This is a genomic window from Nostoc sp. ATCC 53789 (assembly GCF_009873495.1).
GTDB classification, from domain to species: domain Bacteria; phylum Cyanobacteriota; class Cyanobacteriia; order Cyanobacteriales; family Nostocaceae; genus Nostoc; species Nostoc muscorum_A.
On the sequence record NZ_CP046704.1, the window covers coordinates 307583 to 321972 of the forward strand.

Here is a 14390-nt window from a genome sequence, read left to right on the forward strand (position 1 = left end):
AAAACCAAAAATTAGTTAATGGGGTAAGAAGCGATCGTGACAGATAATTTTGATTTTATTATTGTCGGTTCGGGTGCAGCAGGTGCAACTGTTGGCTATCGTTTGAGTGAATTTCCTGATGCCAAAATCTTAATTTTAGAAGCTGGCGGCACTCAGATGTTGGAAGCAATTGAGGTTCCCTATCGCTGGAATGAGTTATTATTAACCGAAATTGATTGGGCTTACATGAGCGTTCCCCAGCCAGGGCTTGCTAACAGACAAATCTATTCTGCGGCTGGCAAACTTATCGGTGGAACTTCCAATATTTATCACATGATTCATACCAGAGGTAAAGCCTCTGATTTCGCTGATTGGGCTTACAATGGTTGTTCTGGTTGGTCTTTTAAAGAAGTACTTCCCTATTTTCAAAAACTAGAAAATCAGGAAGACGACACCAACCCTACTGCGGGTAGAGGTGGTCCAATTAATGTCATTGATGCCAAATACGAAGGCAACCCAACTTCACAAGCTTTCATCGATGCCTGTGTAGAACTGGGATATCCTTACGTCAAAGATTTTAATGCCGAGGATTTTGGCGTTGGTTGGCATCATGTAGATATTAAAAACGGCAGACGCGCTGGAGTCAGAACTGCATATTTAGAACCAGCTTTAACTCGACCTAACGTAAGTTTAAGTAGCAGTTCCCAAGCTACAAAACTGTTGATAGAAAAAAATCGTTGTGTGGGAGTCGAGTATCAGCAGGATGGAGTTTTAAAAACTGCTAGAGCCAGTCAAGAAGTGATTGTTTGTGCTGGTGCAATTCAATCGCCAAAATTATTGCTGCTTTCTGGTATCGGCAATCCAGAACAGCTCCAACAATTCAATATACCCACCGTAGTAAATCTACCAGGTGTAGGAGAAAATTTTCACGACCATCCACTAATTATCGGTCCTATGGGCATGATGTCTGAACCAGGAGCAGATCCCAAGGGTAACATGACTGAGGTTGCCTTATTTTGGAAATCTGAAGCATCAATGCTGGTTCCCGATTTAGAAATTTGTCTGGTTCATCGCGCCCCATTTGGTGAATCATTTTTCGGTAACGTGATCCAGCGTCTTCAAACTAATCAACCAATTGCGTCAGTGAGTCAGTTAGTCGATCCGAGAATCATTTTGGCACTACCTGGTTTAGTACGCCCGTTATCACGTGGGTGGGTGCGTTTGGCAAGTAGCGATCCTATGGCTAATCCTCTGATTAATGCCAATTATGGAGCAGAAAGATCGGATATTGATCGCATGGTAACTATGGTGAAAATAGCACGCGAGATTTATCAAACTAAAGCCTTTGCTAAATTGGGTTTGACAGAAATAAACCCAGGTCCAGAAGTCAACAACAAAGAAGCACTAAGAAATTGGGTTATTAACAATATAGGTTCTTACTACCACTACGTAGGGTCTTGCAAAATGGGTATTGACCGTATGGCAGTTGTAGACTCGCAACTGAAAGTTTACGGTGTAGAAGGATTGCGTGTAGCTGATGCTTCAGTAATGCCCTCTATACCCTCATCCAACCCCCACACATCAATCGTCATGATTGGCGAGAGAGTAGCAGATTTTATCAAACAGCAATTTTAAGAATAATTCCAACAACAAATTTTTATCAACAGAGTTAGAAATATGCCGGAACAAACAGAAATCTTCGATCTAGGGAACTTCCAACTATCAACCGGATTCATCCTTCCAAATGCCAAATTGGCGTACAAAACCCACGGAAACTTGAACGCAGCGAAAGACAATGCAATTCTATTTCCACATTTTTTAGGTGGTGCGCCAGAAGCTCTAGAAATCTTTATTGGCGAGAACCGTCCGTTAGATCCGCGCCAATACTTCATCATCTTACCTGGGCTGCTCGGCAACGGTGTCTCGTCCTCACCCAGCAACACAGCACCACCATTCGATAGAGGAGCCTTCCCACAAACTCATATCGCTGATGACGTAATCGCTCAACAGCGGCTCGTAACTGAGAAATTCGGAATTGACGAACTGTATTTAGTTCTCGGCTGGTCTGTAGGCGCACTTCAAACTTATGAGTGGGCAGTCCGCTTTCCCCATATGGTCAAGCGTGCTGCTTCGATCGCAGGCGCTCCCAAGCCTTCACCTTGGACTGTTCTGTGGTTGCGTACGGCAATTGAGGAGCCGCTCTTATCCGATCTAGCTTGGAACAACGGCTTCTACACCGATCCCCAGGCTGTGCAAGCCGGATTGCGCCGTCAAGCACACGTCATGGCCCTGACACTACCACCGCTCGGATTCTACCGTGAAGGCGAGGAAGTCTGGCGTACTATTGGCTTTGCTTCCCTGGACGACTTTGTTTCTCGCTTCTGGGAAGCTTTTATGCTCCCCCAAGACCCCAACAATTTGATTAATCAATCGCGCAAGACTCGTGCCGCAGACCCCAGCGCTGGCAGCGATTTGTCCGCCGCACTGAGCCAAATCAAAGCACAAATGTTCGTGGTTGCTTTCACTGGTGATCGGATGTTTCCGCCTGAAGAATGCAAGCGAGATGCTGACAGGATTCCCAACGCCAAATATTGGGAAGTTAACAGCATCGGCGGTCACTTGACAACATTCGCCCTGACCGAGCAAGACAGACAGGCAATGGACGATGTTCTACGGCAAGTGCTAACAGCTTAACTTCTTTACTATTTCCATAGGAGACAATAATGTATATCGGTCGAGATTGGTCAATTGAGCATAACCAGCGGGCAAAAGTCAAAAACGCCGAACTCAGATACGCAGTGTTGGGCAATGGCGAACCCGTACTGTGCATTCATGGCACGAATATTGCTGACAGCCTGATTACACCGCTACAGTTTTGTCCCCAGCTTTTTGAAAAGTACAAATTTATTAGTTACTACAGATCTGGCTACAATGGCAGCACTCTAGAGAAAGATAGTTTGAGCATTGAGGAAGGTGTAGAACATTCCAAACAACTGCTGGAGCATCTAGGGATTGAGAAAGCCCATATTCTGGCTTTTTCGTTTGGTGGCGTAATCGGCTTCCAATTCATGCTTTCCTATCCTGAAATGGTGCATTCTGCCATTCTGCTCGAACCATATCTGCCTAGAGAATCTCCAGAGGCGGTTGAGGCTAACGTGAATGCTTTCAATCGAGCGATGGATCTGTTTAAAGCTGGCGATCGCCTGGGTGCTGCTCAACGTTACATGGTGGATGTCTGCGGACTCAGTTTCTTGAGCGCTGTCGATATGACAAATCCACTCGATGTGTGGAATAGAGTTGCTGTTGATGCCAATATAGCTTTCACCGTAGATTTTCCGGCAATTTCTAATTGGGGATTCAGAATGTCAGAGGCAGATCGGCTAGTAGAGAAAAAACCGACTATGCCAGTCTTAGCTGTGATGGGGCTAGACAGTGAAGCCGCAATGCCTGGTTTTCGAGAGACTCAGGAGTTTCTCATGAACTGGCTGCCGCAAGCCGAACGGTGCGGCATCATGAATGCCACTCACGGTATGCAAAGCATGAATCCCATAGAAGTCGGACAAGCGGCACTGGCTTTTCTGCAAAAGCACCCAATGGTTTAAGCCGACACGACAGGAGAAGTATTCGTATGTCTTTACTCGCACAGGCAAAGCAGTTCTTCACGGCACTCAACGCACACGAGCTAGATGAGGTAGTTGCCGCGATCGCTCCGTCAGCCAACATCCACACGCCCATAGGGTCGTTTACTGGAGGCGAAGCCTACCGAGAGTGGATGTTAATGCACTTCCGTGCGATACCGGACTTCACCCACGAAATTCGTGGTATGGCAGTGGAGTCAGATCGGACGCTTGCCTTCGAGCTGCACGCTACTGGAACCATGACTGGTCCGCTAGCTATGCCCAGTGGCGACTTGCCCCCTACTGGCAGAAGCATCGATATCTCAGCATCTGATTTCTGGCGATTTGAGGACGGGCTAATTGTCGAGTACCACCTCTACTTCGATCGGTTCGACTTCTTCGGGCAGCTCGGACTCACTCCACCAGCTGAAGATTGATTGATGCTACATTACGTTGTGTCCTTTTGTTATCACTTCTTAAAGCAAAGTTATGCAAACATGCACTCTCGGTAAGAACAGTCCAAACGTCTCTGCTCTCAGTTCAGGACTGATGGGGATGTCGGACTTTTACAGTCTCGCGATCGCCGAAATGGTCGAGGCAGCGGGCTATGTCTGCCATATCGGATTTTCGGAAGCAGGAACCGAAGCCCAACGTGTTCACCCGATTGGCTGGCTCCAAATCGAATATTCGCTTGATCGCTACGATGCTGGGCAAATGCCTGCACTCGACAGCGAAAGAAAAACATAAGAGCATTATCACTCAAAGGATTTTACTATGCCTACAATTCCTGTTCAGTTTAACTATATTACAGGTATTAAAAGAGCAATTTTTACCAACCCCCGCTTAATTGGTAGTTGGGATGAAAACGGACGCTACTCTCAACAGTGGACTTCTATACCGATGCAGCAAATCATTGGTGAAGATGGCTGTCCCTGTTTCCAAGCGACGGTTGAACTTGATGATTCACAAATTGGTTGGTTATTTCGCTGGGGTGTGATGCTAAATAGTCCAGCAGGTAGTAATTTGTGGGGAATCACAACGGGGATTAACCACAATTCCAGTGATCGCTACCTTAGTTTTACTCTACAATCTCCTAACAACGATCAGCCTCAGCGAGAAGCATATTATCTAGTTTATAGTCGTAGGCTAGGCGCACAACAATATCATCTTCCTGGTCAATCTCAGCCTGGGTTACGGTTTGCTGTCTGGGCACCAAATGCCCGGAATGTGGAAGTTGTGTTTGGTAACCGCAGTAGTGGCTATATTGCAGATGATGCTTTTCGAGATGATCCTGATTTTGGTATGGATCCCAACCTGGGGCCATTTCCTCTGTTGAGGACAGAGGAGGGGATTTGGCAAACAGATGTCACAGTATCACCAGAACTTGCTGATTTCTCCCGCTTTGATCATATTCCTTATATGTTTAGGATTATCAATGAAGGGGGACGGGTAGCTTATCGCACTGATTTATATTCTCGCTGTCAAATTGGTAAAGGCAACATAAATCCTGATGGTAAACCTTTTTCTAATAGATATAGAGATACACAGGAAAGACCTTTTTCAGGAAATTATCAAGATTTGGATGGTACTAAAAGCTGCTCTGTAGTCGTAAATCCTGATACAGTGACTACACATTTTCAAGAACCAGTCTGGCCAGAGCTGGAATTCATACCAGAAGAGGAGTTCTGGAGTAATGAGTTTTCACTGGAACGCCCTGTTCCCCAGCGTATCGAGGACCTAGTAATCTACGAACTCCACGTAGGGGCTTTAGGGTATGGTCAAAACAGACCAGGAAATTTTGAGGATGCGATCGCTTTACTACCCTACTTAGTAGAATTGGGGGTTAACGCTGTTGAACTCTTACCGATGTCAGAATTTCGAGACGAAGTAAATTGGGGCTATGAAACATCTCATTACTTCGCTCTGGAATACAGTGCTGGTGGTAGAGATCAACTGAAGCATTTTATTAGGGAGTGCCATCGTTATGGGATTGCAGTGATTTTAGATGTGGTGTACAACCACTTCAATCCGAATGGAGAACGGGCTGAATGGGCATACGACTCGGATATTCCCGAACATAATATCTATTACTGGTATGAAGGTAACTCTAGCGATTATTTCTACCCAGACGGCAGAAGTTTCCCAGAAGGCGGCTATCTTGATAATTGGTCTACAGGTTTCGCACCTCGATTTTATGAAGAGATGGTGCGGAAAATGTTCATTAGCAGTGCAGTAACTTTGATGGAGGAATTTCATGTAGATGGGTTTCGGGTTGATCAAACGACTTCGATGCATTCTTACAACCAATTGCACGCTGATGGTAGACCTGTGGATAATGCCAATATTTTTGGTGCTAAGTTCCTCAGAGAATGGACTCGGACAATGAAGCTAATCCAATCAAATGCCATTCTCATAGCAGAGGATCATTCTGATTGGGAGCTAGTTACTGAATCACCTGATGTTGGTGGTTTGGGCTTTGATGCAGCTTGGTATGCCAACTTCTATCACCATTTGATTGGTGATGCTAGACAAGGAACGGAATATGCCAAATTAATTCCTACTGCTGGATATGGTACAGATGAACCCCTAGCGATGGATAAATTTGCTGGGGCCTTGGGATGGTCTGGGCATAACAAAGTTGTTTATCATGAATCTCATGATGAAGCAGGTAATGCTTATTCTGAAGAAGGAGGCCATAGAGTTGAATCTCGGCGCACGATTGTAGCGGCTGTCAACTCCGCACCATTGATTGGGGAAACCCGGAGGTATGGCGAAGCACGTTGCCGTTTTGCTGTTGGTGTGTCTATTTTGTCGGCTGGTACGCCAATGTTTTTGATGGGTGAGGAAATTGGCGTACAAAAACCTTACAGATACAGCGATTTTATAAATAACCGTGAGAATTTGTTAAGCGATCGCCAAACTCATGGTCAGAAATTATTCCGATTTTACCAAGACCTGATTCAGCTGCGCCGCAAGCATTCTGGATTGCGATCACACTTGATTGATATTCTCTATGTTCACAATGCCAACCGAGTTATTGCTTTCAGACGTTGGGATGTAACTGAAGAATTTTTAGTTGTAGCTAGTTTGAATAATCAGCCCTTCTCCTCAAGTTACACCATAAACAATTCCCGAATCGGAGATGGTCAGTGGCGCGAGATATTTAATAGTGATGCTTCACTTTACGGAGGAGATAGTATAGGTAACTTTGGATTTAATATATCTGCAACTAACGGATATATTAATCCCATAGTTCCAGCAAACGGATTTGTTGTTTTCCAACGGCAAAGGACATAATACTGTTTCTCTGGAAGCTAGCTACAGATGACTAGCAGGGAAAGTATCAGAAATCATTTGTAGTTTTAATTGAGAGAATTGGTAATACCAATTCAAAATTCAAAATAGCCTACGGGAAGCAAGCTACAAAATTCAAAATTAAGAAAGCCAGATGCCATCTTGGTTTTAGAGTTTGCATCTGTTGCTAAATTTTGGAGAATTGGTATAGCTGTGAAGGTTTGTTTTTTGACTTTTAGCCAAAGAAAATACTAATTTCTTTGGCTGCCACTTCATATAATTTTTTTGCAGATGTAATATGTATCAGATTGTGCAAGATAAACTCCACAACGTTTTAAACGCACGGGCCCGCTTGGGCGAAGGCCCAATCTGGGATGATAATGACAAATTACTTTACTGGGTCGATATCTATAATCATCGGGTGCATCAGTTCCATCCTGCTAGTGGAAAAAATGTGTTTTTTGATGTAGGCGATGTAGTCGGAGCGATCGCTAAAGCAGGTAAAAATCAATTGATTATAGCGCAACGCCATCGTTTAGCATTCCTCGATACTGAGACAGGTATAGTCACCCCAATTGTTGAGATTGAAACAGATTTGCCAGATAACCGTTTTAATGATGCTAAATGCGATCCTCAAGGTCGTTTTTGGTTTGGCTCAATGTCTTCCTCAGGAAAGGCTCAGTCTAGCCTTTATCGCTATGACTTTGATGGTTCATTACATGTGATGGAAACAGGACTGACTGTTTCCAATGGTTTAGGGTGGAGTCCCAATCACGAAACATTTTACTTGACAGATTCTCCCCAGCAAAAAATATATGCTTACGACTTTGATACAGCCACAGGTAATATTAGCAACCGCCGTATTTTTGTTGATTTAACTGGTGAGTCTTTCTTTCCCGATGGTTTGACCATAGATAGTCAAGGATATATCTGGTCAGCAATGTGGAATGGATGGTGTGTGATTCGCTTCAGCCCAGAGGGTAAAGAGATTTTCCGGTTACAGCTATCAGTACCACTTGTGACTAGTTGCACCTTCGGAGGCGAGGATTTACAGACACTTTATATCACCACTGCCTCTATTGGCCTTAAGCAAGAAGACATCGAAAAAAGTTTTGACTCCGGTGATTTATTTGCCTTTGATACTGATGTTACTGGATTACTAACGTATGATTTTAACTTATCTAGAAAGGTATAAACAAGTTTATTGGTGATCGCATTAGCGAAAAACAAAAACTCGCTTGAAACTCAATACCTTCGTCAAAAAAATAGTATGAAGAGATAGGGATGATGTAATAGAGTTATTGTCTTTCACAACGACAACTCAGAAGTTACAACTTGCCCCTGTTCGACATCTTAGCACTGTTACAATGTCTGCTATCGAAGATTAGCGTGACTATGATTGCATCATTTTAGCCGTATCAGTCCACTACATATACTTAAATTAGATCGGATTGCTATAGAAACTCATATGTAAATAATTCTGTGTGATTACTTATTATCCGAAACGGATTAGCGATTAGCTTTCATTTGGTCAAACCAAGTGATCGCAGCCAACGAACTACTGATCCGGCTACCACTTTTCACATCGCCAATTCCAATCGCGTGTTGTCGCATAGCCTGAATCAATTGCTGTTTATCGAAAATGCCTAAATCATCAATCCGCGACTGAACAACCATTTCCTCTAATTTGGGTAAATTCTTGGCTAATCCCTGCCAATAAACCTCGTTGAAATTTCCCTTGAACCGCCGAGTCCGAATCGGTTCGGGCAGAATCTCGCCCATCGCCACTTGCAGCAGAGGTTTGGGAACGCCAGGGATTTCTCTCAGTTCTTTGGGGAGACTGAGACAGTAGGTAATCAGACGCGGATCGAGGAAGGGTTGGCAAATTCGGATTCCCAGAGGTGTGGCAAGATTCCAGGCAGCCCAATTTCCCGCAGATGCCCGCAGTCCTAGCAGATTTAAGGATTGCTCTACTGGATATCTGTTGATTTCACGTATAGTTGCTAGTGCCTTGCCCCACATATCATGCTGCTTGGCAAAATCAGGGAGAACCCAAGGAGGAATGGTAAATAAACCTAGGTTTGGCCAGCGTCCATAGCCCTGTCGGATTAATGCTGGCAAGCTCTCTCGCAACAGTGATGGAATTAAGGGTTCAATTCCGAATGGGTACAAAATTGACCATAGACTCTGGTTCTTGGCATTAGCCCATTGACGCGCCTCTTGTAAAGCTTTGTTCCAGTGACCTTGACGCATCAAATCTGCCAAGTGCATCCGATTTCCTTCTACAATCAGTTCTGCTCCCCCTCCACTCATGATTGCCGTCACCCCCATTTGAGCAGCTACATCGACCAGCACCTTTTCCATTGCTAAGTGGAATAAACCAGGATAAGGTTCGTCGTGGGCAGGGATTTCTTTGGTGAACCACTGGAAGTCTAAAGCTGTATCCCCATCTACATAGTGTGGTTCAATCGCTCCTCCCCGATCTACCACCATCTGAATGTAATCCGTTTCACCTACCAGAGTCCGCATTTGATAAACCAAAGAAAGGGTAATCAGCCGTCTGGGAGAGGTTTCTGCGGCTAGTAGATCGCGGGCAATACACACTATAGAAGAGCTATCCATCCCTCCTGATAAGTGAGAAGCGATTTTCTCGTCCTGAATTCGCTGTTTGACCGCTTGCCGAAAAAGGTGGATAAACTGTAAACCTGCTTCCTGGGGCGCGATATTTTCTATCGGTTGAATTTGATTCATCCAGTCCCAAGACCAGATTTTTGTTGTACGACCAGTGGCAGTCAATACTAGGAGAGTGCCTGGTAGAATCCGTTGAATTTCCTCAAATGCCGTCTTTTCAGTAGCTAACTCGACAAAAGCATAGGGAAACATTAAGAATGAGGCGATAAAGTCTTTATTAATAGCAGCTTGGGGAAGTCGTTGCGCTAATAATTGCAAATTAGTACTAACCCAGGTAGTTTGGTTGTGGCGCGTCCAGTACAAGGGAAAGTTTCCTAGAGGATCGCGCAGGGCGAAAAGACATAATTGCTTTGGATCGAAAACCACTAGTGCAAATTCACCCTCAAGTTTCTCTAAACCTTGTGCGTCATAATGTTGGAAAATAGCTAATATTAAGGCTGCATCGGAGGCCAAGTCCTGCTGAAATGCTTGAGGAAAGCGAGTTTTCAAGTCATCCTGGTAATAAATTCGTCCCATCAGGACCACTGCCATCTCTGTTGCAGAGTCTTGGGCGAAGGTTACTAGGGAAGAGACTAGAGAAAAGAAATTAAATTCGGCTTTTCCGGTTGCTTCTAGGGTGACTTCAAATCCGGTTTTCATGTCTAACCCAATATTTTCCTATCACTTCGCTTATTTAGGACAGCTGCTATAATCAACTGTTCCTTCAGGCATAGTGGTTTCACAAAATTTTGCCTCTCGCATGTCAGTATTTTTTAAATTGGCACCCCTTAGATCAGCGCGATTCAAAAGGGCACCCTTGAGGTCAGCATTAGCCAAATTAGCACCCCTTAGATCAGCTCCAGTTAAATCAGCACCATTCATCTGAGCATTACTAAGAGCATTACTACTATTTGGACTCTTACTTAGGTTAGTCCCTTTCAATATAGCTTTTGTCAGATTGGCATATGTCAGATCAGCGCCCTCCAAGTTAGCCCCTGTCAAGTCAGCCCCTGTCAAGTCAGCCCTCTTGAGTGTGGCGTCCTTTAGTTTCGTCTTTATCAATTTAGCATCGTTTAGCCTAGCCCCTTCTAAATAAGCTTGATTCAGGGTGGCACCAGTTAGCATAGCCTTTGTCAAATTTGCTTTGCCTAGGTTGATAGACAACTTCTTTGATTGAGAGCCATCTTTCGGCGGAGACTGCGGACCCAACTCCATATTCTGTAAGTTTGCCTCATATAGTGCCATACCCTCCATATCAATTATGGATTTTAGTGATTTATCGTTCGGTTTAGTTTTATAGGCCGAATAGTCGTAATTGATTAACCGCGCATCATACAAGAAACTTAAGACTTGACCTTGACGCTGGGCATCATTTTCCCGAAGTCTTAATTTGAGATCCTCACCCGTAACTTTTGATCCATTATTATCATTATCCTGTACCGGCACCAGGACTTCTAAGACTGATTGTGTCAAAGCTCTGGCTGCTTTAGGTGTATACTCATTTTTATCGAACAGTTTTCCGCTTGATATCAAGTCTGTCATCTTGCTCAGATAATTTTGCATCACTTCCTGGTTTTTTCGTTCTTCAAGCGCATATTCTTCTCTTTGTCGAGCTTGCTCATTAACCACGAAACCAACTACAAGCAATAGAAGAGGGACGAGCAACAAATTCGCCAAATCCCACAATGTTTTACCTTGAAACCCCAGCCATTTCCATCTATCAGACTTTGATTTTCCCTGCCTATCTTGTACTTTATGTGTGGGTGGTAGTGGAGAATTCTGCCCATTCTTCTCTTTGAAGACGATATCTTGTCGCTCTACCATTTTTTTTGTCTCCTAGCACATAATTTTCCTAAGTTCTTAAACTTGCTAGTGATTTAGTATCCTACATCCTTACTAACTAGCTGTACCAGAACTGTGAATTAGGTCCTTCGATATAGCTACCTTGGACAGAAGATTGCACGTTGTTTATAGACCCAAGAAAGTAAATTTTAGGTTGGGAATAAACTTTTACTTGGGGATCAGTTAGCCTAACACTTTCTAACTTTTTCAACATATCTAACCTCCTTGTGCTTAATACTTAACTTATGACCAAATTGAGCAATTTTTGCACTTTTTCTTACTTATGCTTACAAAAAATCACCCATCTACCACTTCTTAGATCAACTCTATCTACTTTTAGAGTATCTCTCAATTAAACTTTGGAAAGCTTATTTAATCAATATTCATATTAATGATAAAAGCTTAAAATAACTAGATTTTTCAATCATATTAGTTTATAAAATAAGCTTTTACATGTTTAACTGTAATTATGGCTATCTATTCATCTCCTATTGCCCTCAAGAATATCTGACAATTGGCATAAAGGGTTTACAATGATCCAGTTCATCCGTCACAACCAAGCCATTACACTCAACCCAGGCGTGGACTTGAAACGGATAGCGATCAATGCCAATAACTAAAGTTGCAGGTAAGCCGTAAAAAGTACGGAGAAGATGATAACCAACCAGCGCCCGTTCTTTACACACCATTGGTAAGAAAAGCCTACTAGCAGATGCTTCCCGCACCATTCGATCCACCGTTTGAATGACATCTGCTGTTACTGTGGTGTCAAATGCTGCGATCTCACCATGCCAGTACTGCCACAATGATACAGTGCGACTCCATCTGAGTAGACGAAAGCTGAACCAACTTAAGCTTAACAATAGCTCAACTGTAAGGCGATTGGGGGTTGGTTCAGGGTTGACTAAATTGCGGAAAATTAAGCTGACTGTTTTTAAGAGCAAAAGTAAGATTTTGTTGATTACTCTTAACTGATGATGTCTTAAAAACAACAACCAATTAAATGATTTCGCACTAGTAGTAAGTAGCTTTTTTTGCTCTAATTCCTGTAAGAGTATATTCAAGTCAGAGCGAACATTTTCTTCAGTTACGTTATAGATTTTAGTTAGTTCGCTAACTGTCTCTTCTACCCCTTTTTCTAGTGCGAGTAACAACATTAATGTAGCAATTTCATCCAGACCATAAAACTGTCCACTCTCAAAATCCAAGATTTGGGCGATCCCATCTTGCAAAAATAGAAATACGTCCCGACTAAGACTGTAATAACTGCCGTTTTCACCCATCAAGATGTCGTTTTGTTTACCTTGTTGCTGTTTTCAATAGCATCTACTCGGTAGTTTAGATGCGTTAGCAAATTATAACGACCATATTTAGGCTGAAGTTAATTTAGTTGATTTCATTCTTTAAGAGGATGTTTTAAAATTTAAACTGATTAAAAATCATGCAAGCCGTCGAACGATAATACATATCATGACAACATAAGATAAAAGGGTTCTTCCGGTGCTTTTATGGTGGTTACTAAATTTTAGTAAATTTTATTAACTACATTTTAATGATATTTATCCTTAAAACATATACTGTGTAAGCATTATAGCAGTTTCACGTATACTGAAATAATCCAAATAGCATGATTTATACTATAACACAGTAAAAATTAAGGCTTTCACGCAGTGTGCCGTAGGTATCGCTATGAAATTTACTGTAGAGCAAATCCTGAATCTGCCCGATATGAAAGTATTAGATTTTCAAGAAATTGAAGGGGAAGAAATAATTATAACGATAGAAAAAAGCGTTAACTATTCGACTTGCCCATCTTGTGGGCAAAATACTCAGAGTATACATCAAAATCATTGGCGGATGATTCATGATTTATCTTGGAGTAAAAAGCCAGTACTCTTAAAAATAAATCGTCGCCAGTTCAAATGTCATAAATGTAAAAAAGTCTTTAGTGAGAAATTGGATTTTGTAGATAAAAGTAAAGGATATACAAAAAGATTAGCAACAGACATAGTACAACAAGTATTAAATAGTAATATTCATAGTGTTGCCGAAAGGAATGGATTGAGTGATGAAGAAGTAGAATCAATGTTAAAAAAGCAAGCTTCACAAATATTAAATATTAATCTAAGCCAGGTAAAAAAGTTAGGTATAGATGAAATAGCTTTAGTTAAAGGTCAAGGAAACTACTTAGCAGTATTAGTGGATTTAGATACTCATAAGCCAATTGAAATAGTGCAATCACGACGAATAGAAGATATCCGTGAAGTAATTGCTGGCTGGGGATTTGAAGTACTTAATCATGCTTGTTGAAGTGAGTATTGATCTCTGGTCGCCTTATAAAAGCTTAGTAGAAGATTTAATGCCAAATGCTAACATAACTGCTGACAGGTTTCATGTGATGAAACAAGTAAATGATGAATTAGATAGGATGCGTAAAACTGAGAAGAAAGCAGCAATGTCGTTAGAAGATAAATCCGAAAAATCTCGCCAACTAGAGGCATTAACTAAAAGCAAATATAGTTTAATTAAAAATGAAGATTCTTTAAACGAAAAGCAAAAATCAAAATTAAACTCCGTGTTAGAGGTGTCGCCGACTCTGGCTAAAATGCACGCACTTAAAGAACAATTCCGCCAGATATTTGAAACCACTAAATCTTGGGGAGATAGCATAACACAATTATTAGATTGGATGTATGATGCACGTTCATACTTTCCGAAAAGTCTAGGGACAATGGTGAGATGGTTTGGGGAAATAGTCGGTTATTTTGATGGCAGAACTACCAGTGGTACTGTAGAAGGAATTAATAATAAACTCAAGTTAATTAAAAGACTTGGGTATGGCTTTCGGAATTTTAGCAATTTTCGATTACGCAGTTTATTAAACTGGCACTTTTCTATTAATTCTCCATAAAAGTAACGGATGAACCGATAAAAGCAAGAATATTTATTATCAATTAGATCATCTGAATAAAAGTTACTATTTAACCT

General features: G+C 42.1%; 9 protein-coding genes and 2 pseudogenes. 8 read left to right on the plus strand and 3 right to left on the minus strand.

Annotated features, from left to right (window positions below; all coding sequences use genetic code 11):
* Positions 1-36 precede the first annotated feature (36 nt).
* From GJB62_RS31610 to GJB62_RS31640, 7 genes and pseudogenes are all read left to right on the plus strand, one after another.
* Positions 37-1614, plus strand: a complete 1578-nt coding sequence (locus GJB62_RS31610; RefSeq protein ID WP_114085993.1) for a GMC family oxidoreductase N-terminal domain-containing protein — start codon at positions 37-39, stop codon at positions 1612-1614.
* 42 nt (positions 1615-1656) lie between these two features.
* A complete protein-coding gene (locus GJB62_RS31615; protein ID WP_114085994.1) occupies positions 1657-2673 on the plus strand; it encodes an alpha/beta fold hydrolase in 1017 nt (338 codons plus the stop codon).
* 29 nt (positions 2674-2702) lie between these two features.
* Positions 2703-3581: an alpha/beta hydrolase gene (locus GJB62_RS31620; RefSeq protein ID WP_114085995.1), complete on the plus strand. Its 879-nt coding sequence runs from the start codon at positions 2703-2705 to the stop codon at positions 3579-3581.
* A gap of 26 nt (positions 3582-3607) precedes the next feature.
* Positions 3608-4033, plus strand: coding sequence for a nuclear transport factor 2 family protein (locus GJB62_RS31625; RefSeq protein WP_114085996.1), 426 nt, complete (start codon positions 3608-3610; stop codon positions 4031-4033).
* Positions 4034-4172: 139 nt separating this feature from the next.
* A pseudogene (locus GJB62_RS38250) lies at positions 4173-4289 on the plus strand (aldo/keto reductase); the annotation flags it as partial.
* A gap of 81 nt (positions 4290-4370) precedes the next feature.
* Complete coding sequence (locus GJB62_RS31635; protein ID WP_114085997.1) at positions 4371-6893, plus strand: alpha-amylase family glycosyl hydrolase; 2523 nt, start codon at positions 4371-4373, stop codon at positions 6891-6893.
* Positions 6894-7188: 295 nt separating this feature from the next.
* Positions 7189-8085 carry an SMP-30/gluconolactonase/LRE family protein gene (locus GJB62_RS31640; RefSeq protein WP_114085998.1) on the plus strand — a complete coding sequence of 299 codons (897 nt, stop codon included), beginning with the start codon at positions 7189-7191 and terminating at the stop codon, positions 8083-8085.
* A gap of 314 nt (positions 8086-8399) precedes the next feature.
* Here the strand turns inward: GJB62_RS31640 and GJB62_RS31645 are convergent, their stop codons facing one another.
* From GJB62_RS31645 to GJB62_RS31655, 3 genes are all read right to left on the minus strand, one after another.
* Complete coding sequence (locus GJB62_RS31645) at positions 8400-10220, minus strand: asparagine synthase-related protein (RefSeq protein WP_114085999.1); 1821 nt, start codon at positions 10218-10220, stop codon at positions 8400-8402.
* Positions 10221-10250: 30 nt separating this feature from the next.
* Positions 10251-11384, minus strand: a complete 1134-nt coding sequence (locus tag GJB62_RS31650; protein ID WP_114086000.1) for a pentapeptide repeat-containing protein — start codon at positions 11382-11384, stop codon at positions 10251-10253.
* Between the two features lie 515 nt (positions 11385-11899).
* Positions 11900-12685, minus strand: coding sequence for a lasso peptide biosynthesis B2 protein (locus tag GJB62_RS31655; protein ID WP_114086001.1), 786 nt, complete (start codon positions 12683-12685; stop codon positions 11900-11902).
* 406 nt (positions 12686-13091) lie between these two features.
* On the opposite strand from GJB62_RS31655, the pseudogene GJB62_RS31660 reads away from it, so the two are divergent.
* Positions 13092-14313 (plus strand): annotated as a pseudogene (locus GJB62_RS31660) (ISL3 family transposase).
* Positions 14314-14390 lie beyond the last annotated feature (77 nt).